The sequence below is a fragment of the Rathayibacter sp. VKM Ac-2927 genome (assembly GCF_022815525.1).
GTDB classification, from domain to species: domain Bacteria; phylum Actinomycetota; class Actinomycetes; order Actinomycetales; family Microbacteriaceae; genus Rathayibacter; species Rathayibacter festucae.
The window spans coordinates 274502-298483 of record NZ_JALGRT010000005.1 but is presented as its reverse complement, the minus strand read 5'-3'; the positions used below and the strand labels follow the sequence as shown (position 1 = coordinate 298483).

The window sequence follows — 23982 nt, the reverse complement described above, 5'->3', positions numbered from 1 at the left end:
GCGAGCGCAGTAACAATCCGTGGCTTCAGCGAGACCTGGGGTCTCGCGGACGCCATTATAGCACGGGACCGGAGCCGTCATCGGCTCGGAACCGGCTCGCAAGGCGCTCCACATGAACGATGACGTAGAGCATCTCCTCATCGGTGAGGTCGGAGCCGGTCGCGGCCGAGACATAGAACTTCACCTTCGTCGCGATCTCGTACGACGCGGAATAGCTGTGCTTCGCGAACTCGAAGAAGGACGTGTCGGCACCGCGGAGCATCGCCTTCGACACGAGTCGCTGCAGGAGGAACTGCACATGCAGGATGAAGCGGGCGAACTCCGGGCTCGATCGATCTAACTCGACCCCGAGCCCTGCCTCGACGGTGGCGACGACGTGCTGCACTCGTCGGAAGAGCAGAGCCGCGGTGCCGTTGGGCTCGTCGCGCGTGGCGTTCAGCAGGTGCATCGTGATGAACACCGCCTCCTCAGGAGGCAGCGCCGTCTGGAGCCGCGCGCTGATCGACTCGGTCATCCGCTGAGCCGCGGTGAACTCGCCGGGATGGAGGACGCGCAGTTCCGGCATGGCCGCGGCCGGGATCCGCACGCCCTGCTCCAGGCGCTCGAGAACGAACTGCACGTGGTCGAGCAGAGCCACGGCGAATCGGGGCCCAAGATCGCGCCCGAGCATCCGCTCGCCCTCGTCGATCGCCGCGTTCGTCGCCTCGACGACCCGGTAGGAGACGTCGGCGAGCAGCTGGCGGGCATGCTGCCCACCGCTACCTTTCTCCAGCACGAAGGTCTTCTCGACCCGAGACTGATCGACGATGTCGTCGACCTTTACCTGGAAACCGAGCCCGCGACCCATGAGAACGCGTTCACGTCCCGATCGATCGATCGAGATAACAACGTTGTTGTTCAGAACCTTGTGCGCAACGATCCGGGGCAGACCCGACGCGACGCTGTCGGTTGTCATGCGCGCCATCCTACGACGCAGTTCCTCTCTGCTCACGGGCGATTGTGTCCGCAACCTCGATGCGCTCCTGGGAGTCGTACCCTCTGCAACTGAAGCTGCGGCTCAAGGACGGAAGGCGCCATGACGCTGTGCATCCACGTTGCCGACGGCGGTGGTCAAGACTCCGCGAACCCGTCCGTCCTAACGGACGGGCATCGAGGCAGCCGACCGTTCATTCGTCGACTGCTGCGGGAAGCCCGCCTTGCCGAAATAGCGAGCCACCGGCAAACTGACATAATCTCGATTATGAGATGCCAGCACGACGCCCTCGCAGCCGGCGGTGTAGTCGTTCTTCTGCGGCGACGATCGCGGGTGCAGGTCAGCTGGGTTCTGGGTAGGTCAGGAAGTCGACGTCGGTGATGTCGGTCATCTCGTCATCCCAGGAGGGGCGGGCCGGCTGCATGCGCTGCGTTTCTCGTTCGATGTGGGCGATGGCGTCCTCATCGACGGGTTCGTCGCCGTGGCTGTTCTCGACGGGGGTGGAGAACAGCTGGCTGGCGGGCCCGATGAGCAGGTGAGCGTAGGCATTGCTGCCGCCGTCGGTGACGACGGGAACAGAGACGACATCCGATTTACCGACGTCCGCGAGAGCTCGCGCGTAGCGGAGGACCGCCTTGCAGGTGACGTCGGCGACGAGCATGGATCCGCTGGAGTAATAGAGCTTTCTCATGGGGTCACTGTGCTTTCAGGCCGTGTCGTCGCGGTGGGGAGTGTGATCGGGTTCGTCGCTGATGCGCAGGCCCGCGGCGGTGTGGGAGTCGGCGAGGAGCTGACGGATCCAGCTCGGGTTGATCGCCGGAGGGCGGCCGCCGTGGTACTTGAACCGCAGCGGGATCGCCGGGTGCATCCAAATGCTGGTGCGTCCGTCTCCGATGCTCTGGGAGTCCTTCCAGGAGAAGTAGAAGGACTCGTTGCGGGCCAGCTTCGAGCCGATGACGATCTGGAGGTGGGCGAGGACTCGGTCATCGAAGTCTGCTTCGAGGGAGGAGTCGTAGTGCAAGCGGCCCATGATGGCCTTTCCGACACAGGAAACTGCGCCCATCTAGGGAGTGTGACACACGCCGAAGTTCCGAGCGTCATCCTCTTAAAACTCCGGCGAGGCAAAAGCGAGCGCCCTACGCCGTATGCGCCGGAAGACGCGAATCGTCGGCACCATGCTCCGCTTGTACGCCGCAATCCAAACGGCCCCCGAAATCCTCGGCAGGGCCTTCGTTCTCCTCTCCGTCGTACCGCGGGAGCATGCTGAGACCATGATCAGACGCATCGGCATCCTCGGGTACGGCCGGATGGGAGCGCCCGTCGCGCAGCGGCTACAGGGGCACGGCTTCGACGTGACGGTGTCCGACGCCGACGAGGAGGCGCTGCAGCGGGCGCGGGCCGACCGGCTGCCGACGGCGCCGGACGGTGCCGCCTTGGCCGCCCGCTCGGACACGCTGATCACCGTGCTGCCGGGGCCGATCGAGTGCCGGGAGGCCCTGCTCGGCGCGGGCGGCGCGCTCGGCCGGCTGGCTCCGGGCGGCGTCTGGCTCGACTTCACCAGCAACGACCCGCGGAGCGTCGCGACCCTGGTGGCGGAAGCGGCGCGGCGGGGGATCGGCGCGGTCGCGGCTCCACTGCGGGGCGGGCCGGCGGACGCCGCCGCGGGGACGCTCGGCTTCTACCTCGCCGGCGACGCCGCCGCGGTGCACGAGGTGGCGGACGTGCTCGCGGTGCTGGGGCACGACGCTGCGACGCCCGTCGCGCAGTCGGATCCCGCGCTCGCGCACGTCGCGAAACTGGTCGCCAACACCCTCTGGTTCGGCCAGGTGATCGCCGTCACCGAGGTGCTCCTGCTGGGCCGAGCGCTGGGCTGGGAGCCGCCCGCCCTACGCGCCGCGCTGCTGGAGAGTCCCGGCGCGAGCGCCTTCCTCGAGCGGCACGCACCGGCGCTCCTCACCGGCGACCGCATGCCCGACTTCCCGCTCGGCCGCGTGGTCGAGGAGCTGGAGACGGTGCTGCGCCTCGCCGAGGAAGCCGGGACGCCGCACGAGACAATCGCGCTCGTCACCCGCCTGCACAGGGAGGCCCTCGCCTCCTTCGGCGACGTGGACGGCGAGCTCCTCGCCGCCGCACTCCTCGAGGAGCGCGCGGGCCGACCCCTCACGGCCGACACGCCGCCCGATCGGGACAAACCCACAGAGACCAGCTGACGCAGGTCGTCTTCCTCTCGTCCCTCGTCGCCTAAATGATCTGGATCCATGAGCACAAGACCACCTGCGCACGTCCCGTTAGGGGATGGTCTACCGGTCACCGATTTCGTCAGTGAGGAGTCGGCGCGCGCGCGGCGCTGGCATCAGTCGGTGTTGAGGGTGTTCCTGGGGTATTCGCCGAAGCGGCGTGCGTAGTTGGCAGAGAAGCGGCCGAGGTGGGTGAAGCCCCAGCGGCCGGCGATCTCGCCGACGGTGCTGGTGCCGGGTTCGAGGGTGCGGAGCTCGGCGTGGACGCGGTCGAAGCGGATGCGGCGAAGGTAGTCGAGCGGGGTGACGTCGAGTTCGCGTCGGAAGAGAGCTTGAAGACCACGGACGCTGACGCCGGCGGCGGTCGCGACCTCTTCGATGGCGATGGGGAGGTGGGCGTGGGCGTGCAGGTGCTCGATCGCGGCGCGAAGGGTGGCGCCGGAGGGCCTGGCGATCGGGGTCGAGACGGCGAGGGGGATGTGGGGGAAGGTGTCGAGGAGGGAGACGGCGGCGGTGCGCTTGGCCTCGCTGCGCAGCAGGGCGGGGCTGTCGTCGTTGTAGATGACGCGCGCGACGCCGGCGACGGTCCTCGCCCACTTCTGCAATGCGTCGCCGGTCGGTTGGGCGCGGGTGTCGAAGAGCAGCGCGCCGGTGGCGCCCTCATGCTCGGCGGCGACGCGCTCGAGGAAGGCGCTGTCGAAGTGCATCAGGTTCTGGCGGTGATCGGCGAAGTCGAACTCGGCCGGACGGCCGTTGGCGAAGACAGCCGGTTGCCCGAGCTCGAGGCGGACGGCGTCGCCGGTGAGGTCGAGCGCGCCGGTGCCGGCGGTGATCCACGAGACGATGTACTCGCCCTGGGTGTGGATCGCGCCGCGGATCGATCCGGTGAAGAGGTTGCCGCGGAGGGTGAGTTCGTCGTCGCCGATCTGTGAGTAGCGGAACGTAAAGTTGGCCTCGGTGGGTTCGACGCTGAATCCGTACCCGTGGTACTCGCCCTCGAGGAGGGTGCGCGCTTCGTCGAAGTCGTGGCCGGTCACTTCCGACCGTGCGACCCGACCGTGATCCGTGTTCATCGTCCATAGATTCCCACGGAGTGACGGTGTGCGCGCACCGAGGGCCCCGTCGTTTCGTTAAGCGGATGAACTACGCGGCGCGGAGCTGGACGCCTTCGGGCCCGACGGCCTTCGACATGGCCTGCACCGTCGCGGAGCGCAGGTGAGCGACGAGGTGCGTGACGTGTGCTTCGTCGCACTCGACGGTCAGCGCGAACAGCGGCCCGCGCGACGCCGACTGCCAGGAGCGGATGTCGACGGCATCGATGCGGGTCAGATCGCCGCCCTCCCGGAGATACACCGCGTCGCGTGTGATGGCGACGCTTCCGCCGCCGTCGACGTGGGACGTGGAGCAGGCGAAGAGAGGCACGATGTCGTCCGGGTATCCGCGGTCCTCGGACGAGTCGAACTCGAAGAAGTCCAGCATCTTCGTCTCCCTTCTCGTTCCGGTGCGCCGCGTCATCCTGTCCGACGCGGGTGCGAGATGTTCCTTGATCCTCGTATGAGGCGATGGAGCCAGCTAACGCTCATCGGCGTCCGCGCGCACTCCCCTTGCGCGGGCGCCTGCGGCCTGGATCAGGCGGCGACGGTCGTCCGGGGGGCCTGGCGGTGCTGCGGCTCGGGCATCACGCTCAGCCCGCGACCGCTGTTGGCCTCGTTCATCAGCTCCTGCACCCAGGTCGGGTTCAGTGCAGGGACGCGGCTGCCGTAGAAGGAGAACTGCACCGGGATGCTCGGGCTGAGCCAGAGCGTCTGGCGGCCGCTGCCGTGCGAGGCCGGCACGGTGAGGGTGAAGGCGAAGGATTCCCCGCGGCGGAACTTGTTGATGATGACGACCTGCAGGTGCGCGAGGAGACGGTCCTCGATGTCGTGCTCGGTCGGGGGAGTGCCGTAGAGGAGAGTGCCCATGATCGTGATCCTGTCTCGAGAGGGAGGAGTGGGGACTGGTGGAGGGAGCGCGTGATGCGTTCGGTCAGGCAGCGACGTCGGCGCTGGTGACGTGGCCCTCGACGGCGGTCATCGCCTCACGGAGAGAGCCGAAGGCGCCGATGAGCGCACCGGCGTCATCGAGGGCTGTGAAGGCGGCGCCGTGGATCTCGATACGGCCCTGGTGCAGTCCGGAGGACACGGCGACCCAGAGCGCGGACCCGACCGTGACCCAATCCGAACGGGGGACCACGAATGTCGCACGACGAGGAAGGACCGAAACGACAGGCATAAAGAACCCCTTTAGAAGGCACGACCATCAGCGCCCTGGATGGGGCGCTGCAGTCGCTCGGCGGTCCTAGGACTGGAACCGACCCGAATCTGCGACCTAAGGGTGACGGTATCGACGACGCAGAGCGCCACGAAGATTTCTATCCACTTTGCGCGGATACGACCAGGACTCCTGTCGTCGATTCGAGCTCAGACGTAGTCCATGCCGTACGGGTCGTCGTAGTCGGTCTCGCCGACGGGCGCGCGCGGGATGGTGGGCAGTGGGGCCTCGTCGTGCTGCTCGAGCACGACCGTGCTTGTCGCCGTGACCAGCACCTCGATCTGACCACCCAGGACGGTGCGCAACGAGAGGAACGAGGGCGCCGTTCGCATCGCGTCCAGGACAGCCTGCTTCGTCTCGGTCATCGTCGATCCTGCCGTGAGCAGATAGGTCCGCTCCTGCACCGTGATCTGCAGCATGTGGTCCCCCTTCGTCGCCGACGTGCGATCCGGCATCCTCGACGGTACGAAGTGAAGGGGACTCCATGGACACGGTTGACCCGCCGACGGTTGTCGTCTAACGGCTGTGGGAGGCTTCACCCGTGGGACAACTGATCTACGGCCCGGGCACCGTGTACGACATGGACGACCGCACCCTCGCGCACGTGAAGCTCGCGCTCACCACGAAGCTGCGCCGCCAGGAGAGCTTCCTGCTGTCCTGGCCGATCTCCGTCGATCACGGCTCCGGTCGCACGTCGCTGTGGATCGCCCCCTCGATCCCGCTGCAGTTCCAGTTCACTGGCAGCCGCCCACCCACCATCAACAAGGCCTGGGTCCTCGCGATGCTCGAGACCTCGCAAAGCGACCGCGGCCTGGTCATCCTGGCCGAGGCCGAGCTCGACCGGACCCCGCCCGTCTGAGGAGCCGTCTACGACGCCGGTATCCGATGGTTCGCGAATCCGCCATCCCCCTCCGTCAGGGGTCAGGTCCCTTGCCCCCTTGGGAGAGCGGATCTTGGATGGGTTCCAGGAGCCGCTTCGACTTGGGGCGGTGAGCCACGAAGGAGGACGCCGTGAAGGCTGTCGTGTACAAGGGACCGTTCGACGTCGCGGTGGAGACCGTGCCGGATCCCACCATCCAGGAGCCGCTGGATGCGATCATCCGCATCACCTCGGCGAACATCTGCGGGTCCGATCTGCACCCCTACGAGGGCCGGGTCGAGTTCGAGTCGGGCATGGTCTTCGGCCACGAGAACATGGGGATCGTCGAGGAGGTCGGCCCCGGAGTGAACCGGATCAAGGTCGGCGACCGGGTGTCGGTTCCGTTCAACCTCGCCTGCGGGACCTGCCGCAACTGCAACGACGGCTTCACGTCGGCCTGCCTGCGGGCGAACCCGTCGGGCCAGCCGGGCGCGGGCTACGGCTATCCGGCGATGGGGCCGTACTGGGGCGGGCAGGCCGAGCTGCTGCGGGTGCCGTGGGCGGACTTCAACCTGCTCGAGCTGCCGGCCGGCACTGAGCACGAGCTCGACTACACGATGCTCTCCGACATCTTCCCGACCGGCTACCACGGCACGGAGCTGGCGAAGGTGACCCCGGGCAAGAGCGTCGCGATCTTCGGCGCCGGCCCGGTGGGGCTGATGGCGGCGCACAGCGCGTTCCTGCGCGGGGCATCGCAGGTCTTCGTCGTCGACCACCAGGCCGACCGGCTCGCGCTGGCCGAGAAGTACGGCGCGACCGCGGTGAACGCGGCGGACGTGGACGTCGTCGAGGCGATCATGGACGGCACCGACGGCTTCGGCGTCGACTCCGGGGTGGAGGCCGTCGGCTACCAGGCGCACGACTCCGCCGGGAACGAGCACCCCTCGCTGGTCATGGACAACCTCGTGCAGGTCGTCCGCGCGACGGGCGCGATCGGCGTGGTCGGCGTGTACAACCCGTCGGACCCCGACGCCGCGACCGAGGAGGCGAAGGAGGGGCGCATCGCCTTCGACTTCGGCACCGCGTTCACGAAGGGCATCAGCATCGGCACGGGGCAGTGCCCGGTGAAGGCGTACAACCGGCACCTGCGCGACCTGATCATCCACGGCCGCGCCACTCCGGGCGACATCGTCTCGCACGAACTGCCGCTGGACGACGCGGTCCGCGGCTTCGACCAGTTCGACAAGCGCGTCGACGGCTGGACCAAGGTCGTCCTGCACCCCGCCCACTGACACGCCCCTTCCCACCACCTCGGAAAGGACCGATTCATGTCCCGTCGATCGAAGCGCTCGAAGCGGAACAGACCCCTCACGCCGAGGCTGCACAGCCTCATCGACTACGGCTTCGCGGCCGGGAACCTCAGCCTGCCGGGAGCCCTGAAGCTCCCGCCCGCCGTGACGGGTGTCTTCGCTGCCTTCGGCGTGATCCAGGGCACGTTGAACGCCCTGACCACTCAGCCGTACGCGGCGAAGAAGGTCGTACCGTTCGCCCTGCACGGAGCCATCGAGAAAAGCAGTGCACCGCTGTTCGTCCTCGCGCCTCTGCTCGCCGGAGCCGCCCGCGACAAGCGCAGCCGGATCTACTGGCTCGCCACCGGCGCCGCCCTGGTCACCGTGTACAACCTCACGGACTGGGACGCGAGGCGACCGGCACGCTGACATCGGTCGGCGGACGTCGCGACCGGGTCGTCCTTACTCCTCTCGACAGGGAGTGAGGACGGCCCAGCCGGACGGAGCACCAGGCCGGTCAGTTCGGCAGCCGCTCGATCGAGTCCGGCTCGTTCAGGGGGCGGGCGTTCGTCTCGGAGCGGTAGGACGTCGAGTCGTCGTAGACCGGGCGCCGCACGCGCTGGATGGAGCCGAGCGGCCGGTGCTCGACGAGGCAGTGCCAGGGGTTGAACGACAGCTCGTCGTCGCCGTAGACGCGGCGGGCCGGCGAGAAGGAGTCCTGCGGCTCGAGGGTGAGCGTCGCCACCGTCCGGTACGGCGTGACGTCCTCCGGCCAGCGCACGGACGCGTCCTCGACGGGCGTGGTCTCCAGGTCGGTCGCCAGCTGCACGCGCAGCTCCCACACTCCGCGGCCCTCGGCGAAGAAGGCCGAGGTGAGGTCGCGGTAGGCGGAGGGCTCCCGGATCGACACGTGCTCGCCGGTCAGCGCCGTGAGGTTCTCCGAGACCGGAGCCGCAGACACCTTGGCGACGTGGTCGCCGTGGCGCAGCGCGCCCTGCGACCAGTAGGTCTCGCCGAGCAGGTGCACGTGCGGCTTCGCCTGCCCGGCGGGGCCGCCGGTGCGGTCGATGCCGACGCTGCGCAGCACGTCCGCCGCTCCGCGCAGCACCGTCGTCGCCGCGACCTGGACACCCTCGGGCGCCTTCGACGTCTGCAGCAGCACCGCTTGGTCGCGCCGGTACGTGTGCACGTCGCCGGAGGAGATCGTCGGATGGTTCACCAGCAGGAAGTCCTGCGTGCGCGGCTGCGGGTCGCCGGGCAGGACCTTCTCGCCGTCCACCTCCAGCACCTTGATCGCCATGCCGAAGGCCGAGCCGATGCCGTCGGAGACGATGTCGCCGGGAGCCGTCGAGAACCGGACGATGACGGGGTGCTCCGCGGGCCGCGCGAAGAGCCCCTGCGCGAGCTCGACCGGCAGGCCGTCATGCACGCGGAGAGTGCCCGCGAGGATCCCGTGGCTCTTCGCGTGCGCGTCGCGGACGGCGTGACGGGTCTTCTCGAACGCCATGATCCGGATCTTCGCGAACGTCTCGCGGAGCGCCTGGACGTCCTCGTCCTCGTGCGGCTGCTGCTGCTCGACCTCGGGTCCGTAGCTCAGGTAGGCGGTGCGGTCCGTCATGGCGGAACCTCCTCTGCGATGGTGGGGCGCGCTCCTCTAGGCGTGTTCCTCTGTGCTTACTCCTGTGGGCGCCCTCCCATCGTGACCCCGGCACGGGTCGGGCGTCGGGGCCCTCGACGCGGCGCCCGGTTGCTGCTAGCCGCGACCGAGAACATGCCTCCGCCCTCCCCTGCATCCGCTGCTCGCCGGCGCGGCACGGCCCCTCGCAGGAGAGGGGCCGTCAGCGCCTCACTCGGGGTGGTCGAGCGTGCTGATGTCGATGACGTAGCGGAACTCGATGTCCTTGGCCACGATCGCGTCGAACGCCTCGTTGATGCGGTCGATCGGGATGACCTCGACTTCGGCGCTGATGCCGTGCTCGGCGCAGAAGTCGAGGACGTCCTGGGTCTCGGCGATGCTGCCGATCATCGAGCCGGCGATCGAGATGCGCTGGAGCGAGATCGTCGAGAAGTCGATGCCCCCCTCGTGGATCGGCTCCAGCATCCCGACCGAGACCAGGCGTCCGTCGTGCTTGACGAGCGACAGGTAGGTCACCGGGTCGGCTTGGCGTCCGTTGAGGGGTCGTCCACCGCGTCACCTCGGCGAGCGGGATGCGTCGCGCGCGGGCGCGGGCGGCAGTGTCCCGTTAGACCCGCCCGATGAAATGCCCGGTGACGGGGCGGCTATCGGGACACTGGAGTGGTGGACCAGAAGGCGATGCTGCGCACCCGAGCCGAGGCGCTCGACGACCTCGAGCAGCAGCTGCGCTCAGAGGTCGACGTCGGGGGGAGCGGATCGTGCGGACGGAGAACGGCTTTCGGCTGCAGGAGACGGAGACCTTCACGGTCGAGGTGTGGAAGATGCTGTTCAACTGGCGTCTCGTGGTGATGCCGCCGCACCAGCAGGTCGAGACGACTCACGGGTACTGCCACTTCGGCACCGGCCTCGAGAGCTTGGCCCGCGCGGTCGCCGCCACCTGCAATGGACAGACCCGATGAACACAGCTCCAGTGGGGTACGACAAGCAGGCGTTCTGACGGCACTCTGAACTCGGATCCTGCAACCAGACGCGCTAGGAGCGCTGACCTCCGATGAGGCATCACGCGCGCTCGATCTAAAACTGACATAATCACGGTTATCGGATATTGGCGAGCTGGGTTCCAACTGGTTCAGCCCGCACCGAGCCGGCGACCCGTCGAAGAAGCATAATCGCCGCTACACGCGAGCAGCGCGGGCGACGAGCGCTTGCTGTGCGACCAACCTTAAGAGTTCGATGTCCGCCTGCAGCGACTCCGCTTCCGAGCTTGATGGAAGAAGAACCTCTTCACTAGTGCCTCCGCCGTCTTGCTTCGAATGCACGATCCGACACCTAATTGCGTAGATACGGTCCGCCACTTGGTCCCGCAGATCAACTGGATTACTCTTCAGCTGAATGGTTCCCACGCCCTTGATGCTCTGATTTTTGGTACAAAAGTGATCCACATATTCAGGTAAAGAATCGATAAATTCATGCAAGTCAGCTTCGGCGATGCAAGCGCGGATTGTCGCACGGAGTTGTTCTCGTTCTGCCATGCCATTTCTTGCCGCGGGAGCGGCAAGATTTATTAGGCGGCTTAATGCCCCATCGTCATGCGCATTAAACTTCGGGTGTAGTAGCTGCGTTCGAACTGAGTTCACTGTCTGTTCTCTAGCGAAGAACGGAAAGAAATATTCGAGCGATTGATAATAGGCAAGGTACTCTAGGAGCGGTAAGCCAGCCGCCGTGCGCCCATATTGGTAAAGTTCAAGTGCTTGTCCAGCGTACTCGTTGCGCGGAAACTTAGGCGAAAAATCGGGTTGGTGGCGCCGACGCCGTCGGTTTGCGCTTCGTCTCTTACCCAGCCGAACCGGAAGCCCATATACGAGGTCCAGCTCGAAAAGCATGGCGGCGCTGTAGCGTTCAAGCGCCTTCACTGCCTCCTCGTGAGTGGAGGTCGAGATACCGCGCAGCTTAATAGTGACACCTTGCTCGAGAAGAGCGACAAATTCAGCTGAAGCGGGTGACACCTCTAATGAAATCCCTTCTCGCTTGACTACGAGGCGCCAGTTCTTTGGGGGCGAGCCGCGCAAGGGAGTGTCTTCCTCGTCAAGTGCCTCTTCGTCCACTTCGGCATCGCTATCAGGAACGATCTCAACTCCGGGCAATTGTTGAATGGTACGCTGGTGAAATCGTCCTCCCGGCCCACCGCCCGCCACCTGCGCCTCGATATCTCCTGAAATTGTGTCGACGAAGGCTACGTAGTCCCCGAGAATTATGAATCTTTCAAACTCGATAGATAAAAATGTTTCAACGTCTCGGGGAAACACGACTACTTGCCGTGTATGACGTCCGTTCGGCAGATGTAGCAGGGCGTACAACCTAGACCGGCCCTGGCCCAGGTTCTCGAAGGATCGGACCTCGGTAGCGATTTTCGCGGCCGCAGCACGCTCGATGAGCGTTTCAAACGGTCCGTCTTGAGGGCTTGCGGCCCCTTCAATCACATCATGCGTGTCAGTCACTCTTCGAACTATAGGAGCTGGCCGGCGCAACGCCCCAGCCACGTTGACGTTGCCAACTGGTTGTGAACGTCAACGAGGACTTCTCCCGGGCGGTGTGGCTAGGCGAGTGGAGCACTTCGTCGGCGGGTCGGGCCTGGTCGACGTCGGCGCGCAAGCGCGCCTTGACGTCTTCCGCACTGATGTCCTTGTCCTCCAAACTCGCTGCGAAAGCCTCGCGGCGCTTCGAGCCGTCGTAGGTTTTGCCTGCGTCGGCACGAACCGCAGTCGCTTCATCTGACTGCGCAGACGCAAGCGCAGCGGTCGCAGCGTCGCGGTAGAGCCCCTTCTGAGTGCCCATGTCGCTGGCGAGAACTCGGAGCTCGTCCGGGGTCTCACCGTTTTCGCCACCACTGCTGGCGGCCGCGTCGCACGTAAGTGCCTGCTCCTCGAGCTGCGCGACGACACCGGTCGCTATCTCGCCTGAGATGGAAGCGTGCGCACGCGGCCATCGAGGCTGTGAGCTTCCATGATGAGCTGCGATGCCTCGCTGCGCTCCTCTGCTGCCTTCGCCCGCTCTCTGACTACGAGCGAGCTGATCTAGACGCCGTATCGGCCGTCTTCTGCTGCAACCGCGGGAGGTTAGCGGAGTCAGCCAGCCTGCTCGCCGCGACGATGCTGGCTCGGACGCTGGCTATCCGCTCTTCAGCCGGCGGGCGTCGTCCTCGCCATCGTCGGCCGTGATGGCGTCGATCAACTGCTGAGCATCCGGGAGCGCACGCTGCTCCTCCGGTGGCAGGGATTCGTAGGTGTAGGTCGCGACGGCCATAGGTGAGTCGACACGTCCTAGGGCGTAACGGACGATTCGGTCGCTCTTGTCGCCGCAGATGAGGATCCCGACCGTCGGCCGGTGCAGTGCGTCGTCGCGGAGCTGGTCGTCGACGAGTGCGATGTAGAACCCGAGCTGCCCGGTGAAGGCCGGCTCGAACGCGCCCTTCTTCAGTTCGATCACGACGTACCGGAGCTGACGGACGTGGAAGAAGAGCAGATCGATGTAGAAGTCCGAGCCGTCGACCTCGAAGTGCACCTGTCGACCGACGAAGGCGAAGCCGGCACCGAGCTCTGCGAGAGTCTGCGTGATCCGATCCGTGAGAGCCTGCTCGAAGTCCCGCTCCGCGGCACCCGCAGTCAGGTCGAGGAAGTCGAAGACGTAGGGGTCTCTCGAGATCTGCTGCGCCAGCTCGGAGTCTCCGGCGGGAAGCCGGTCGAGGAAGTTGGACGGAGCCGCCCCGATGCGCTCCAAGGTGCGGTTCTTGATCTGGCTCAGCAGCACGTCTCGGGACCATCCGAACTCGACGGCGGATGCCGCGTACCAGTCCCGCTTCTCCGGCTCATCGAGCTTGTCGATGAGGATCCGGATGTGGCCCCACGGCAAATGTGCCACAGGCTGTGGCACATTCACGAGGTCCGCCCATCCGGCCGCGAAGGACCGCATGTACAGCAGGTTCCGGCGCGACAACCCCGTCATCGTCGGGAACTCAGCACGCAGGTCATCGGCGAGACGACCAACCACGCCGCTGCCCCACCCGTGCTCGTCCTGCTGACGGAGGATCTCGCGCCCGAGGCTCCAGTACAGCTCGATCAGTTGCGTGTTGACCGTTCGCTGCGCCGTGTACTGCGCCGCGCGAACTTGCTCCTTGAGCCGAATCAGCACAACCGCGTAGTCGGCAGGAACACTGACGGCATCGGACGACATAAGGTCGATTCTTCCGCAAGTCTCGAAGCGTGCTGACAAGCTACCTGCCCCGCCGAGGCCGCTAGCGTAGCGAAAGCGGCGCTCAGTGCTGTCGCGAACAGCCTCGCCCCCGGCCCGAGCAGCCATCGCCCGTCCGTCGCCAGCCGAGAATGTGGCGATTGTCAGAGACATTCTCAGTTTTTTGCGAGGATTCTCACCAACCGCCGTCACTGATCCATGGACCGCCCCTTCGCAGCATTTAGGATTTGCTCGCGCCGGCCGAAGCTAAGGTGGCACGCCAATCTCACCCTGAAGGGACACCGTGGTCGACCTGGATGACATCGCCACTCCGTCAGCCGCACCGACTGATACCGGCGTGCACTTCTCCGCAAGTGCCCTCTCCGCCGTCCAGCAACTGTACTTCTACAGCGCCGACGATTGGGAGGAGTTCGTCCGGGAGTGGGTGACCTCGTTTGGCGAGACCTATCACACCATAAAGCGAATTGGCGGCTCGGGCGATAAGGGCGCTGATATTGCCGCCTTCGCCACCCAAAATGGTTTCGACGGGCCGTGGGACTGCTACCAATGCAAGCACTACAACCGCCCATTGCGATGGACTGACGTTCGCGAAGAGATAGTGAAGATTTTTCGCTACGCAGCTGCCGCTGAGTACACGCTTCCGGCGCACTACTACTTTGTGGCGCCCCGCGGCTTCGGCAGCAGCCTGGACCGTTTATTCAGCTCCCCTACAAAGCTGAAGACAAAGTTTCTCGAGGACTTCGCCACCGCAGCGAGCGACGTACCCGAGGCTGAGCGCACTGCCGCATTGACGCTTGCTCAGCAGGATTCCTTCACCCGATTCCACGCGGTACCCCTATCCAGGGTCATCGACGGACACAGGACGACTCCCTATCACGCGTTCCGATTTGGCATGGAGCTCCCGCCTCGAGCGGGCGCTGGAGAGCTCCCCGATACCATCGAGGCGCACGAGGCCCATTACGTCGGGAAGCTCACCGCCGTCTATCGAGAACGCTGGCCGCACCTGGACGCCGATCAGGTGCATAGAGACGAACGCACCGGCCGACACTTCAGACGTCAACGCGTCCGGTTCTTCGAGGCGGAGGCGCTGAAAGCATACGCACGCGACAGCGTCCCCACGGGCACGTTCGAGCGGTTCCAGGATGCGATCTACAGCGGTGTGATAGATGAAGCCGAGGCCAGCCATCCAAGCGGATGGGAGCGGCTTACCCGCGTACTGACCGTGGCGGGTCAGCTGAATCTCCAGAGTCACGCCCTAATCGCTAAAGCGAGCCAGGATGATTTAAAGGGCGTCTGCCACCAGCTCGCTAACGACGACCGGCTGGACTGGACCGAGCAATGACAGAAGTACTGAACGGGCCCCTAGAAATCGGGCTGCGTCTGCTGATCATCCTCGACGAGGTCGACGCCCGCTCCTGGACTGTGGACGACGTACTAGTCCTGGATCACATGACCATTCACTCCTACGACTTCTCCGGTCCGGCATCGTTACACCCGGCCTTTCCGTTGCGTTCGGCCGACGTTGGAGCCAGACGAGCCGCTGTCCGGCAAGGACTAGAGTTGTTAGCGCATAAAGGTCTGGTGCACATCGAACTCGCCCCAACCGGGATATTTTTCACTTCGAGCGAGCAGGCGCACAGCGTAGCCGCGCTGCTTGAGAGCAACTACGCGCACGCCGTCAGGTCCCGTGCCAGGTGGCTGTCGGAGCGTCTTCTCGATGACGACAACTTCGACCTAGAAGCGCAGATCGGGAAGATTGTGGAGCTGTGGCCCGAGGAAGCAGACCTCACATGATCGCGCTGCAGCACCTCGCCTTCGTCAACTCAACGTCATCTGCAGGAATCGCGTTCGGCCCGGGCCTCACTATTGTGCGGGGGCCATCTGACACGGGAAAGTCATTCATTGTCGATGCGATCGACTTCATGCTGGGTAGCAAGACCTTGAAGGACATTCCCGAGCGCGAGGGCTATCACACGGTGCTGCTCGGGATCCTGCTCGACGGCGTTCAGTTCACCCTGACCCGTTCCGTGGTCGGTGGTTCCTTCTCCGTATACGAGGGACTTCACACCGACGTGCCCCAGGACGTCCAGCCGCGCGTGCTCAGCGGTACTCACAACGCGGCGACTGAGGACAACCTCTCGACTTGGCTACTGTCCTCCCTCGGCCTCGCCGGCGCGAAGTTGAGGACGAACGTCCACAACGCCACGACCACCCTGAGCTTTCGGGATCTCGCGCATATCACCGTCATCGATGAAACCTCGATGCAGGCAGAAGTTCCCCCTACGTACAGCGGTCGGCCACAGAGCAAAACCCGTGAAATCTCCGTCCTCAAGCTCCTGCTCACCGGTGACGACGACTCGAACCTGACCGAGACGCCGCAGCCTCGTGACTTGCGCCGGCTACGGAACGCGAAGCTTGAGGTGCTCGACCAACTAGTCGGAGATCTCGAACGCCGTCTCGGGGACGCCCCGTCCTATGACGACCTCAACGACCAAGTTGCGCGGCTTACTGGCTCTATCGAGGACACATCATCTTCGCTTCAAGACGTCACCCGCCGCCGACGCGAACTCGTCGGCACTGTGACCCGCAGCCAGGTGCGTGCCCGCGCTGTCGCTCTCCGCTTGGACCAAATTGCCACTTTGCGAGCGCGATTTGGTCTTTTACGCGACCAGTACGACTCCGACCTGCAGCGCCTAGCTCTCGTCCTCGAGGGCGGTACTCTCTTGAGCTTCTTCTCCGAGGAGCACTGCCCGCTCTGCGGTGCCGCGCCCGAGCATCAGCATCCCGAGAACCCGAAGGATGACGCCACGACGCTGATGGTTGCCGCGCAGGCAGAGATCGACCGAGTGGCCCGGTTGCGCGCCGATCTCGACGAGACTTTCTCTGACCTCGATGAAGAGGAGCGGCGCGCCCGAGTCAATGAACAACTCATCGCTGGGCAGCTCGATGAGCTGAACCGTCAACTGATCGAGGCGGAGAGCTCGCTGGTACCATCGCGGAACGAACTTAGTCAGCTGATGGACTCCCGGTCGGCAGTAGAAGCGACGCTCGGTCTGCGGAGGCAGCTTGCCGAACTGGAGAGGGTGCGGATCGCTGTTGAGACAGAGACCGCCGCCGAGACAGCAGCGGCCGCAACCTCCATCGGTGTCCGAAGCGCATTGGAGTTCTCCGACCTCATTAGGAAGCGGCTGGACGCGTGGGGCTATCCGGAGCCGGGACGCGTCGAGTACGACCGTGCCGTTCACGACATCCGCGCCGGCGACCAGTACCGCAGCGCCCATGGGAAAGGCGTGCGGTCGATCTTGCACGCCGCCTTCACCATCGGGCTCCAGGACTACTGCATCACCCGAGCCAATCCACACCCAGGATTCGTGGTACTCGACTCGCCGCTGATCACCTACCGAGCCCCGGATAATACAACTGTTGGGTTGGACAGCGCATTCGCCGAACGCTTTTACCGCGACCTGTCGGAGACGCAAAATTCGCAAATCATCGTGATGGAAAACACCGACCCTCCTGGGGACTTGCAGGAAGCAACAGTGGACGTGCAGTTCTCAAAGGATCTGGCTATCGGCCGATACGGCTTCTTCCCCGCTGACTGAGGGTGTCAGACGCGTCAAACCGACTTGTTGGCCAGGCTCTCCGAAGGGACTAGAGCTGCGCTACTGACGACTACTTAGCGGCTGCGGTCACCGCGTTGACGCTGCTGGCTGACGGCAGGTGTTGTCGGGGACTTCACTCGAGCGGTGCGCTTGGGTGAGTTGAGCACTTCGGCGGGGGGTCGAGCCTGGTCGACGTCGGCGCGCAGGCGCGCCTTGACGTCCTCCGCGCTGATGCCCTTGTCGGTCAGGCTCGCCGCGAACGCCTCGCGCCGCTCAGCGCTGTCGTAGGTGTTGCCGGCGTCGGCGCGAGCCGCAGTCGCTTCGCCTGACTGCGCGGACGCGGGCAGATCGATCGCAGCGTCTCGGTGAAGCTGCGCCTGAGCGCGCGCATCGCCCGCGAGGTCGCGCAGCTCATCCGGAGTCTTGCCATCCTCGCCACCGCGGCCGGCAGCCGCGTCGTACGCGAGAGCCTGAGCTTCGAGCTGCACGACGACATCGGTCGCCGTCTCGCCGGCTACGGGAGAGTCTTGAGCACGGCCATCGAGCCTGTCAGCTTCCGTGACCAGCTGTGACGCCTCAGCGCGCTCCTCAACTGCCTTCGCCCGCTCCTGAGCCACGAGAGCGCTGACGTCGACGCCGTAGCGATTCTGGACCTCACGGCCAATCGTGTCGGCGGCGGCCGCAGCACGGTCATTGAACCCTCGCCACATCTGGGCCGTCTCCGCGACGCGGGCGATGTCCGAGACGGTCGCGTTCTCCCACCACTGGGGGCGATCGACCACGGCGAGCTCCGCAACCGCTGCGCCGCGCTGCGCGTCGAACCGTGCGGACATCTCGCGTGCGGTGGCTGCGTCTCGTCGCTCTGCGTCGCGCAGCATCTGCTCGCGCAGCCGGGAGAACTTCTCCGCGAGCTGTATGGCCACGGTCAGCGCGGTCCGGAGGGCGGCGTTGGTCGATTCCTCAACACCGCCGTCTGCGTCGTTCTCGCTCATGGTCGATCCCCTCGTTCGGTGGTGATGGTTTTAGCGGCCGCGGTCATCGTCACGACCACGCTGCGGCGCTGGCGCGTCGCGCGCCCAGTCGGCAGCGCGCTTCTCCAGCGGTCTCGGCAGCGGTGTGCCCTCAGCCCAGCCGCGCTCTGCGGCCATCCGCGCCTGCACCTGCTGCTGCTCCACGGTGAGCGTCGGCTGCATCGGCTTCACCCCGCCCGTGTCGGGGAGCGCGGGCATCTGCTGCGACACCAACTGCAGCCGCTGCTGCATCATCACGCGAACGTCCTGCGCTCGGTGGGCGTCGCCTGCGGCACGGTGCATGTCGTGGACGGCGCGAGAGAGCTTCTCGAGCTCGCGCAGCACGAGCGCCAACGCGACGGTCGGTTTGCCGGTCTGCGCGACGTGCATCAGCACCATCGCGTTGCCCGCGGCGGACGACCATGACACCGGCCGCGCCTTCGTCTCGTACGCGCGCAGATGAGCGGAGCGGGCCAGCGATCGCGACGCTTCCGCGAGCGGTCCCGGTGTCGGCTCGACCCGACGCGACCAGGCCGCAAACGCACCCGAAGTCTCCCTGGCAACGCGCGCCCACGTGTCGCGATCCTCGAAGGAGACACTGCCCAGCTTCTCCCGCAACGCCCCCAGCTCGCGGGCGTACTGCGACCATAGCTCCGGCGACGGTTCACGCATCTCGCGGCCCGGCTTTGCGGGCTCGTATCGCCACGGATTCTTCGACGTCGCCCGCCACTCCTGAACCGCAGCGGTGGCCGTCTCCGGCAGGTCTGGCCATCCCTTTCGCAGCTCCGGCAACGTCAGGTCGCGCGCAAGCTTGCCGCCGCCATGCCAGACGACCGGCTGCCCCTTCTCGGGGCGCAGCGCCACCGAGTACCCGGCGACGACGTCATCACGGCTCGCCGCGAAACGCGGGCGGATGAGCACGCCGGCCTGGCGCATCCGCCGCACGAACTCGCCCTCATCCACCGACGCGACAGCCGATGCCCGCACTGCCCGCTCGAGACGGTGCATGTCCGGTTCGACCTGGCCGCGGCGCTGCGCGGACTCGCGCGCTCCGGGCTTCACGCCACGCTCGCCGTACTCCCGCTCGGGCTGAGTAGAGAGCTGCAACCCGTAGTCGCGTTCGAGCTCCTGGCTGATCGTCTGCGAGCGGGCGAAGTCGTGGTGCACGTCCGCTTTCGTGCCGTCCTCGCGCACGAGCGATACCGCGATGTGGACGTGATCGTTGCCGTTCTTCGACAGCCCGTGACGCACCGCCACCCACCGGCAATTCGCCTTCGCGAGGTCCTCCCCCGCGAACCCCATCCGCTGCACAAAGTCGGTGGCGATCTGTCCCCACTTCTCATCCGTCAGCTGACCCTCCTCCGCGGACAGGGACAGCGAGCAGTGCCAGACATCCGCCTGCACGCGCTCCTTCATGACCGCGCCGGCCGCGTCGCGGAGGGCGACGCCGTTGTCGTCCTTCTGCACCGCGAGCCGCGTGACTTCGGTGCCGAAGAATCGGCGCGGACGGTCCAGGGTCTTCGCGATCTCGACCGCCGCTGCACGATCCAACACCGCATCCCCGTGCATCGCCATGATCGCCGCGTCCCCCGCGACCAGGTGCTGCTCCATGTGCTCGTTCGCCTTGCCTGCACCGGCGAGGTAGGACATCAGCCCGGACATCTGCGCGCCGCGCGTGATGTTCGTTCTCACTGCCCTGCCAGCCGATCAATCGTCGCCTCAAGCTTGGGCACCAAACGCCGGTATTCGGCGTACACGTCCTCAGCCTCAGCCGGAAACCGGCCCTCGGCGTTCGCGAATCGCGCGAGCTGATTCATGTTGTCCGAGACCGACTTCAACAGCCGCGACACGCGGAACAACTCAGCACCCACCAGCTTCCACTCCGTGTCCGTACGCACCTGCGCGTTCATCGCGGACTCGAACAACAGACGCGGCACCGTCACGTCCAGAACTTCCGCCCGAGCGCGCAGATGCGCGTCCTCCGACGGAGACACCGCCACCTCGTACTTCTTCGTACGACGCTGCTCCCCCGGCACGTTCGCTCGACGACGCCGACCGAACAGCCGGCCCTCACGTGACGTCTCCGACACGATCCCACCGTCCTTCCAGGCCCAGCGCAGCGAACCCGCCCCCAGGCGGGGACCATACGACCAGTATGCGTCGCACCGGCCGCGCAGCGGAAGAGGCGCGAGCGGGTTACCAGGGGTAAACCTATAGCTTGCTCCAGAAACTGCTCCTCAATCAGAGCGCAGCTCAAGCGCAAATCGGTGTCGAAGGACACCCGAGCGCCTCGGCTGGCAAAGCCGAAGCTGAGACGTCAAATCCGCGCCTTCCGGATGACGGTGGCGGCGGCTAACCTTTCCGCATGAGCGACCACACGAGGAATCCTGACGACGCCGCCGACGCCGCCCGCCGACTGCTCGAACAGAGCGTCGAGAAGCGCGTCGAGGCGGTCCGCACGATCGTCTCCGCAGCCAACGACACCGACACCGCACGCGCCGCTCTCAGCGACGCACAGAACCGGCACAGCAAGGCATGGGCGGACGCCCTCGCCGCCGGATGGTCGGAGAAGGAACTCCGCGCAGCAGGAGTGCCGCGACCCGAGCAGACTCGCGCTCGCGTCACCCGCTCTCGTCGCACGACCGCGGCGGAGGGAGCTACCGCCGAGTCGACCGAGAGTGACAGCTCCGCGTCGATCGAGAACGCTGCATGACCGACGCCGACTCCGCCGCGCTCCACGGTCAGGTCCGCGCCTGGGCGGAGGGGTCGAACCCGCTCGCGGCCGCCGTCGAACTGCTGATCCGATCGGGCCTCGTGTACGCAGGCGCTCCGTGGGTCAAGACCGACAACGCCTGGCAGACGAGCGCGATCGACTTCGACCGCCTCGGCTACGAAATCGGAGCGCTCAGCGGAGGCGAACAGCGTGTCGCGCGGATCGCATCGTCGCTTGGTCAGGGCGTCCCTGTCGACCTCCGAGAGGACGTCGCCGGCCTCGACCTCGAACACACGCGACTGGTCCTCGCGGCGATCGCGCACGCCGCCGGACTCGGAGAGCCCGGCACGACGATCCAGACCGTCGACGGAGTGCCGACGATCGTCCCCCACGACGCTCTGGCGTCGTGGCCGAACGAGTAGGTTGATCGCGCACGACGACCGCCCTCGTCGCGTAGGAAGCCCCCGCTCGAGCAGTCATGCTCGCGGGGGCTTCTCCCTTCCCGCGACGTGCGCACAGGCTGCGGTTCGGCCGTCCATCCGACGCTTCACTCTTGCCTGCGCCGGCCGACCATCAAGAGCGCTGCGCGTCCCTTCGGGATGCCCCTCCGGGGCACTCCTGACGGCCACCCGCCTCCGGCATCGCGCCGCTTATCGGATGGATGGCCTCAGAGAATGCTCACCTCAAAAAGCATTCCGATCAGCCTGCTCCTGCCGGACGCTCACCGGAGCGGTACATCGCGTAGGCGATGACGACAGGTGGGAGGTCTAGTGTCAGCAGGGCCAGCCCGGACCCCGCCGGCGGGGGCAGGCCGTTGGCATTCCGCTGGCGGCCTGTCGTCAGTCGATCAGGTTGCAGGCGAGGTTGAAGGCAGTCAGGAACTGCCCGGCAGGACGCAGCGTGAGCGGTTTGGCTTTTCGGTCTCGACGCGCTTCGGACGCTGTTCATCGGGGATGGATGCGGCCTGCGAAAATCGGTGAATGCAGCAGATGAGGCATGCTTCCGCGACGTTCACCACGACCGACGACGTGTGCGCGGCCCTCCTCGCCTTCGTCGGTTCGATCGCCGCCGGCGGACACTTGGAGTCGGTCGCTATTCCCGCGCTGCGCGTGGACGGGCAGGTCATGGAAGTTCGGATGACGGTGAACGCCAACAGCGCGTTCGTCGTCGTCCCGGTCGATGCCGACGCGCAGGACGAGCGCGCCCTTTTGGCAGCCTCAAAGTCGGTCGTCAGCGAGCTGCGCAGGCGAAGCGCGACCAACGGTCAGGATGCCGAGCGGCGCTGACAGGAGTTGCTCGACTCGCTCCCCTCACGCTCACCGTCTCGGCATTTCGTGTCTAAAGTGGCGGTGCGGTTGAGAAGTGGGGACCTTGACGCCGCGCGCGGCAGACCGACGCGGGGTCGTCGGTGTCGCTCTGCTCTCGGCCGCGTCACACAGCGCGGCCGAGAGCACCATCCGCCGACTACTGCTCAGGGCCGTCAACCCTCCTCCCGCGGGCGCAGGCGGCGCCTACGGTCAAACGTGTACGGAGTGCCGTTCGCTCCGGCCCCAGTGCTCCCAGCTCGGATGCGGCTCGGCCCCCGAGCCGGGAGTAGCGGCCTGGCCCCGCGTCGGGGGATGCGACGTCGGGCCGCTTCCCAGGGGAAGGAGCCGCTCGCAAGGGAAACGGCATCAGGCGTAACGTGCGGTGGTTATGCTCCGCGGATGATCGACTTCAGCTCCGCCAAGACGGCGACGGTCAAGTACGTCGGGGACCAGTGGCGCCTCACGATCCTTGACGGGACCGGCACCACTTTGGCCGAGACTGGACTTCCGCTTTTCGGTCCCGAGAACTTCTTCGTTCGCGCCAGCGCTGACCAGCCGGCGGGCCTGGATTACGGCCGTTCTTGAACAAGCGCGGCTTGTACTACACCCAGTGGACCGGTCGCGGTCGAGACCGGTGGAGCACGCAGCTTCACTACTGACGACTGCACGTTGCGCGGGCAGGCGTCCGGGATGATGAGCACATGTCGCGCAACACGGAGCCGTTGGCCGGTTAGATGATGTGGTTCGTTCGCTGGATCCGCGCTCGTCGCTACATTGGCCGCGGCGAGCACGCATCTCTACAGGTCGCACTAGGATCTGGACATGGTCGATCCCATCAGTACCGCCGCAATTGGAGCCGCCGCCCACGTTGCGAGAAGCGCTTCTGACGAAGGGACCAAGGTTGCGGGCGGGCTCATCACTCGCCTTCTCGGTCCGAGCGCGGACATTCTCGGAGCGAACTGGGCCGAACAGCTTCGCGAGAGAAACATGCAGCGCCTCCTGGCGAAGACCGAAAAACGAGCCAGGAAAAAGGAGGAGTCCGGGAAGAACCCGGGCATCGCGAATCCTCGCGTCGCATCCCAGGTCTTCGAGAGTGCGCAGTACGCCGACGGTGAGGTGGTGGCGGAGTACCTGAGTGGCGTCCTCGCGTCCTCTCGTAGTGCAACTGGAGAGGGTGATGCCGGTGTGGCATGGTCCACTGTCGTATCACGCCTATCGTCAGACCAGCTCGCCATGCACTACGTGATTTACGCCAGCGCTCGTCCATTAGTCATTGACCAGCGCTATTCCAGAGCCAATGATGTACACCAACTCGAAGTTATTTTGCCGCTGTTGGAGATGCTTGCTTCGCTGGGTATGGTCGGACCGAACAGTGAGCCGAAGGTTGAGCGATTCTCGGACGCACTGGATGGCCTTATGCGAGAAGGACTTCTAGAAGTGGGCTACCGCTACGGCGAAGTAGTTCACACCTTTGAAAGCGAGCTAGCGAGCGGCAGAACAATAGTGGCACCTTTGACGCACGCAGTTAGGGTTAACCTAAGCATTCACGGCATGCGCCTGTTCGTTTGGGGCAACGGCGCGGGTGAACTGGGCCCAACTGCCTACCTCGATCAGGCCGTAGAACTTCAGGCAGTTGACCCACAAGAAGCACCCACACTGCTCGATGTTTACACCGTAGAGACCGCTACCGCAGCGCCTTCGCCTGCGATGTGAGATCGCAGACTCCGCTGGGTTGGGACAACTGGCCGAAGCGGGAAGCTCATTCGCCATTCATCTCCTGTTTCGCATCAACGCACGA

Annotated in this window: 29 protein-coding genes; 13 read left to right on the top strand and 16 right to left on the bottom strand. The window is 65.7% G+C overall.

Going from position 1 to position 23982, the window contains the following annotated elements:
• Window positions 1–55 precede the first annotated feature (55 nt).
• The 3 genes from MT353_RS16480 to MT353_RS16470 form a co-directional block, all read right to left on the bottom strand.
• Window positions 56–955 carry a PRD domain-containing protein gene (locus MT353_RS16480; RefSeq protein ID WP_243625339.1) on the bottom strand — a complete coding sequence of 300 codons (900 nt, stop codon included), beginning with the start codon at window positions 953–955 and terminating at the stop codon, window positions 56–58.
• Between the two features lie 358 nt (window positions 956–1313).
• A complete protein-coding gene (locus MT353_RS16475) occupies window positions 1314–1664 on the bottom strand; it encodes a hypothetical protein (RefSeq protein WP_243625338.1) in 351 nt (116 codons plus the stop codon).
• Window positions 1665–1679: 15 nt separating this feature from the next.
• The gene (locus MT353_RS16470) at window positions 1680–2003 is read right to left on the bottom strand and encodes an ATP-dependent DNA ligase (RefSeq protein ID WP_243625337.1); all 324 of its coding nucleotides are present in this window, start codon (window positions 2001–2003) and stop codon (window positions 1680–1682) included.
• A gap of 241 nt (window positions 2004–2244) precedes the next feature.
• Between MT353_RS16470 and MT353_RS16465 the strand changes: the two genes are divergently transcribed.
• The gene (locus MT353_RS16465; protein WP_243625336.1) at window positions 2245–3183 is read left to right on the top strand and encodes an NAD(P)-dependent oxidoreductase; all 939 of its coding nucleotides are present in this window, start codon (window positions 2245–2247) and stop codon (window positions 3181–3183) included.
• Between the two features lie 143 nt (window positions 3184–3326).
• On the opposite strand, the gene MT353_RS16460 is transcribed toward MT353_RS16465, so the two are convergent.
• From MT353_RS16460 to MT353_RS16440, 5 genes are all read right to left on the bottom strand, one after another.
• Window positions 3327–4247, bottom strand: coding sequence for a helix-turn-helix domain-containing protein (locus MT353_RS16460; protein ID WP_243625335.1), 921 nt, complete (start codon window positions 4245–4247; stop codon window positions 3327–3329).
• A 106-nt stretch (window positions 4248–4353) separates the two neighbouring features.
• The gene (locus MT353_RS16455; protein WP_243625334.1) at window positions 4354–4689 is read right to left on the bottom strand and encodes a hypothetical protein; all 336 of its coding nucleotides are present in this window, start codon (window positions 4687–4689) and stop codon (window positions 4354–4356) included.
• Window positions 4690–4838: 149 nt separating this feature from the next.
• Window positions 4839–5171, bottom strand: a complete 333-nt coding sequence (locus MT353_RS16450) for an ATP-dependent DNA ligase (protein ID WP_243625333.1) — start codon at window positions 5169–5171, stop codon at window positions 4839–4841.
• A 64-nt stretch (window positions 5172–5235) separates the two neighbouring features.
• Window positions 5236–5391 (bottom strand): hypothetical protein, encoded by a 156-nt coding sequence (locus tag MT353_RS16445; protein ID WP_243625332.1) that lies wholly within the window; start codon window positions 5389–5391, stop codon window positions 5236–5238.
• Window positions 5392–5669: 278 nt separating this feature from the next.
• Window positions 5670–5939, bottom strand: a complete 270-nt coding sequence (locus MT353_RS16440) for a hypothetical protein (RefSeq protein ID WP_243625331.1) — start codon at window positions 5937–5939, stop codon at window positions 5670–5672.
• 122 nt (window positions 5940–6061) lie between these two features.
• Here MT353_RS16440 and MT353_RS16435 point away from each other — a divergent pair, with 122 nt between their 5' ends.
• The 3 genes from MT353_RS16435 (at window position 6062) to MT353_RS16425 (ending at window position 8097) form a co-directional block, all read left to right on the top strand.
• Window positions 6062–6379, top strand: a complete 318-nt coding sequence (locus MT353_RS16435) for a hypothetical protein (RefSeq protein WP_243625330.1) — start codon at window positions 6062–6064, stop codon at window positions 6377–6379.
• Window positions 6380–6531: 152 nt separating this feature from the next.
• Complete coding sequence (locus MT353_RS22030; RefSeq protein WP_243625329.1) at window positions 6532–7671, top strand: glutathione-independent formaldehyde dehydrogenase; 1140 nt, start codon at window positions 6532–6534, stop codon at window positions 7669–7671.
• Between the two features lie 36 nt (window positions 7672–7707).
• The gene (locus MT353_RS16425; RefSeq protein ID WP_243625328.1) at window positions 7708–8097 is read left to right on the top strand and encodes a hypothetical protein; all 390 of its coding nucleotides are present in this window, start codon (window positions 7708–7710) and stop codon (window positions 8095–8097) included.
• 88 nt (window positions 8098–8185) lie between these two features.
• Here MT353_RS16425 and MT353_RS16420 read toward each other — a convergent pair whose 3' ends face one another.
• Window positions 8186–9286 (bottom strand): catalase family protein, encoded by a 1101-nt coding sequence (locus tag MT353_RS16420; RefSeq protein WP_243625327.1) that lies wholly within the window; start codon window positions 9284–9286, stop codon window positions 8186–8188.
• 228 nt (window positions 9287–9514) lie between these two features.
• Window positions 9515–9820 carry a hypothetical protein gene (locus MT353_RS16415; RefSeq protein WP_243625326.1) on the bottom strand — a complete coding sequence of 102 codons (306 nt, stop codon included), beginning with the start codon at window positions 9818–9820 and terminating at the stop codon, window positions 9515–9517.
• A gap of 242 nt (window positions 9821–10062) precedes the next feature.
• On the opposite strand from MT353_RS16415, the gene MT353_RS16410 reads away from it, so the two are divergent.
• The gene (locus MT353_RS16410; RefSeq protein ID WP_243625325.1) at window positions 10063–10263 is read left to right on the top strand and encodes a hypothetical protein; all 201 of its coding nucleotides are present in this window, start codon (window positions 10063–10065) and stop codon (window positions 10261–10263) included.
• Between the two features lie 216 nt (window positions 10264–10479).
• Here MT353_RS16410 and MT353_RS16405 read toward each other — a convergent pair whose 3' ends face one another.
• The 3 genes from MT353_RS16405 to MT353_RS16395 form a co-directional block, all read right to left on the bottom strand.
• Window positions 10480–11802, bottom strand: coding sequence for a hypothetical protein (locus tag MT353_RS16405; protein WP_243625324.1), 1323 nt, complete (start codon window positions 11800–11802; stop codon window positions 10480–10482).
• Window positions 11795–12139 carry a hypothetical protein gene (locus MT353_RS16400; protein ID WP_243625323.1) on the bottom strand — a complete coding sequence of 115 codons (345 nt, stop codon included), beginning with the start codon at window positions 12137–12139 and terminating at the stop codon, window positions 11795–11797. The genes MT353_RS16405 and MT353_RS16400 overlap by 8 nt, the downstream gene beginning before the upstream one ends.
• Window positions 12140–12472: 333 nt before the next feature.
• Window positions 12473–13534, bottom strand: coding sequence for a YhcG family protein (locus tag MT353_RS16395; protein ID WP_243625322.1), 1062 nt, complete (start codon window positions 13532–13534; stop codon window positions 12473–12475).
• Between the two features lie 301 nt (window positions 13535–13835).
• On the opposite strand from MT353_RS16395, the gene MT353_RS16390 reads away from it, so the two are divergent.
• From MT353_RS16390 to MT353_RS16380, 3 genes are read left to right on the top strand one after another with little or no spacing between them, the layout of a single operon-like run.
• Window positions 13836–14894, top strand: a complete 1059-nt coding sequence (locus tag MT353_RS16390) for an ABC-three component system protein (RefSeq protein WP_243625321.1) — start codon at window positions 13836–13838, stop codon at window positions 14892–14894.
• The gene (locus MT353_RS16385; protein WP_243625320.1) at window positions 14891–15346 is read left to right on the top strand and encodes an ABC-three component system middle component 2; all 456 of its coding nucleotides are present in this window, start codon (window positions 14891–14893) and stop codon (window positions 15344–15346) included. Before MT353_RS16390 ends, MT353_RS16385 begins: the two co-directional genes overlap by 4 nt.
• On the top strand, window positions 15343–17154 hold the full coding sequence (locus MT353_RS16380; protein WP_243625319.1) for a hypothetical protein: 1812 nt from the start codon (window positions 15343–15345) through the stop codon (window positions 17152–17154). Before MT353_RS16385 ends, MT353_RS16380 begins: the two co-directional genes overlap by 4 nt.
• Before the next feature lie 74 nt (window positions 17155–17228).
• On the opposite strand, the gene MT353_RS16375 is transcribed toward MT353_RS16380, so the two are convergent.
• The 3 genes from MT353_RS16375 to MT353_RS16365 are packed head-to-tail and all read right to left on the bottom strand — an operon-like array spanning window position 17229 to window position 20254.
• Window positions 17229–18146: a hypothetical protein gene (locus MT353_RS16375; protein WP_243625318.1), complete on the bottom strand. Its 918-nt coding sequence runs from the start codon at window positions 18144–18146 to the stop codon at window positions 17229–17231.
• Window positions 18147–18176: 30 nt separating this feature from the next.
• Complete coding sequence (locus MT353_RS16370) at window positions 18177–19856, bottom strand: relaxase/mobilization nuclease domain-containing protein (protein ID WP_243625317.1); 1680 nt, start codon at window positions 19854–19856, stop codon at window positions 18177–18179.
• Window positions 19853–20254 (bottom strand): plasmid mobilization relaxosome protein MobC, encoded by a 402-nt coding sequence (locus MT353_RS16365; RefSeq protein ID WP_243625316.1) that lies wholly within the window; start codon window positions 20252–20254, stop codon window positions 19853–19855. The genes MT353_RS16370 and MT353_RS16365 overlap by 4 nt, the downstream gene beginning before the upstream one ends.
• 275 nt (window positions 20255–20529) lie before the next feature.
• Between MT353_RS16365 and MT353_RS16360 the strand changes: the two genes are divergently transcribed.
• From MT353_RS16360 to MT353_RS16340, 5 genes are all read left to right on the top strand, one after another.
• Complete coding sequence (locus tag MT353_RS16360; RefSeq protein ID WP_243625315.1) at window positions 20530–20877, top strand: hypothetical protein; 348 nt, start codon at window positions 20530–20532, stop codon at window positions 20875–20877.
• Entirely contained in the window at window positions 20874–21299 is a 426-nt protein-coding gene (locus MT353_RS16355; RefSeq protein WP_243625314.1) for a hypothetical protein, read from the top strand. The genes MT353_RS16360 and MT353_RS16355 overlap by 4 nt, the downstream gene beginning before the upstream one ends.
• Before the next feature lie 558 nt (window positions 21300–21857).
• Window positions 21858–22163 carry a hypothetical protein gene (locus MT353_RS16350; RefSeq protein WP_243625313.1) on the top strand — a complete coding sequence of 102 codons (306 nt, stop codon included), beginning with the start codon at window positions 21858–21860 and terminating at the stop codon, window positions 22161–22163.
• A gap of 420 nt (window positions 22164–22583) precedes the next feature.
• Window positions 22584–22769 carry a hypothetical protein gene (locus MT353_RS16345; RefSeq protein ID WP_243625312.1) on the top strand — a complete coding sequence of 62 codons (186 nt, stop codon included), beginning with the start codon at window positions 22584–22586 and terminating at the stop codon, window positions 22767–22769.
• Between the two features lie 237 nt (window positions 22770–23006).
• Complete coding sequence (locus tag MT353_RS16340) at window positions 23007–23897, top strand: hypothetical protein (RefSeq protein ID WP_243625311.1); 891 nt, start codon at window positions 23007–23009, stop codon at window positions 23895–23897.
• Window positions 23898–23982: the final 85 nt, after the last annotated feature.

Excerpts from the sequence above, each read along its gene's own strand:
- MT353_RS16375 (WP_243625318.1), bottom strand. The coding sequence starts at position 18,146 with ATGAGCGAGAACGACGCAGACGGCGGTGTTGAGGAATCGACCAACGCC.
- MT353_RS16480 (WP_243625339.1), bottom strand. The coding sequence starts at position 955 with ATGACAACCGACAGCGTCGCGTCGGGTCTGCCCCGGATCGTTGCGCAC.
- MT353_RS16340 (WP_243625311.1), top strand. The coding sequence starts at position 23,007 with ATGGTCGATCCCATCAGTACCGCCGCAATTGGAGCCGCCGCCCACGTT.
- MT353_RS16350 (WP_243625313.1), top strand. The coding sequence starts at position 21,858 with ATGCAGCAGATGAGGCATGCTTCCGCGACGTTCACCACGACCGACGAC.
- MT353_RS16425 (WP_243625328.1), top strand. The coding sequence starts at position 7,708 with ATGTCCCGTCGATCGAAGCGCTCGAAGCGGAACAGACCCCTCACGCCG.
- MT353_RS16450 (WP_243625333.1), bottom strand. The coding sequence starts at position 5,171 with ATGGGCACTCTCCTCTACGGCACTCCCCCGACCGAGCACGACATCGAG.
- MT353_RS16470 (WP_243625337.1), bottom strand. The coding sequence starts at position 2,003 with ATGGGCCGCTTGCACTACGACTCCTCCCTCGAAGCAGACTTCGATGAC.
- MT353_RS16400 (WP_243625323.1), bottom strand. The coding sequence starts at position 12,139 with ATGGGCACTCAGAAGGGGCTCTACCGCGACGCTGCGACCGCTGCGCTT.
- MT353_RS16395 (WP_243625322.1), bottom strand. The coding sequence starts at position 13,534 with ATGTCGTCCGATGCCGTCAGTGTTCCTGCCGACTACGCGGTTGTGCTG.
- MT353_RS16475 (WP_243625338.1), bottom strand. The coding sequence starts at position 1,664 with ATGAGAAAGCTCTATTACTCCAGCGGATCCATGCTCGTCGCCGACGTC.
- MT353_RS16360 (WP_243625315.1), top strand. The coding sequence starts at position 20,530 with ATGAGCGACCACACGAGGAATCCTGACGACGCCGCCGACGCCGCCCGC.
- MT353_RS16455 (WP_243625334.1), bottom strand. The coding sequence starts at position 4,689 with ATGCTGGACTTCTTCGAGTTCGACTCGTCCGAGGACCGCGGATACCCG.
- MT353_RS16440 (WP_243625331.1), bottom strand. The coding sequence starts at position 5,939 with ATGCTGCAGATCACGGTGCAGGAGCGGACCTATCTGCTCACGGCAGGA.
- MT353_RS16345 (WP_243625312.1), top strand. The coding sequence starts at position 22,584 with ATGATCGACTTCAGCTCCGCCAAGACGGCGACGGTCAAGTACGTCGGG.
- MT353_RS16385 (WP_243625320.1), top strand. The coding sequence starts at position 14,891 with ATGACAGAAGTACTGAACGGGCCCCTAGAAATCGGGCTGCGTCTGCTG.
- MT353_RS16465 (WP_243625336.1), top strand. The coding sequence starts at position 2,245 with ATGATCAGACGCATCGGCATCCTCGGGTACGGCCGGATGGGAGCGCCC.
- MT353_RS16380 (WP_243625319.1), top strand. The coding sequence starts at position 15,343 with ATGATCGCGCTGCAGCACCTCGCCTTCGTCAACTCAACGTCATCTGCA.
- MT353_RS16355 (WP_243625314.1), top strand. The coding sequence starts at position 20,874 with ATGACCGACGCCGACTCCGCCGCGCTCCACGGTCAGGTCCGCGCCTGG.
- MT353_RS16420 (WP_243625327.1), bottom strand. The coding sequence starts at position 9,286 with ATGACGGACCGCACCGCCTACCTGAGCTACGGACCCGAGGTCGAGCAG.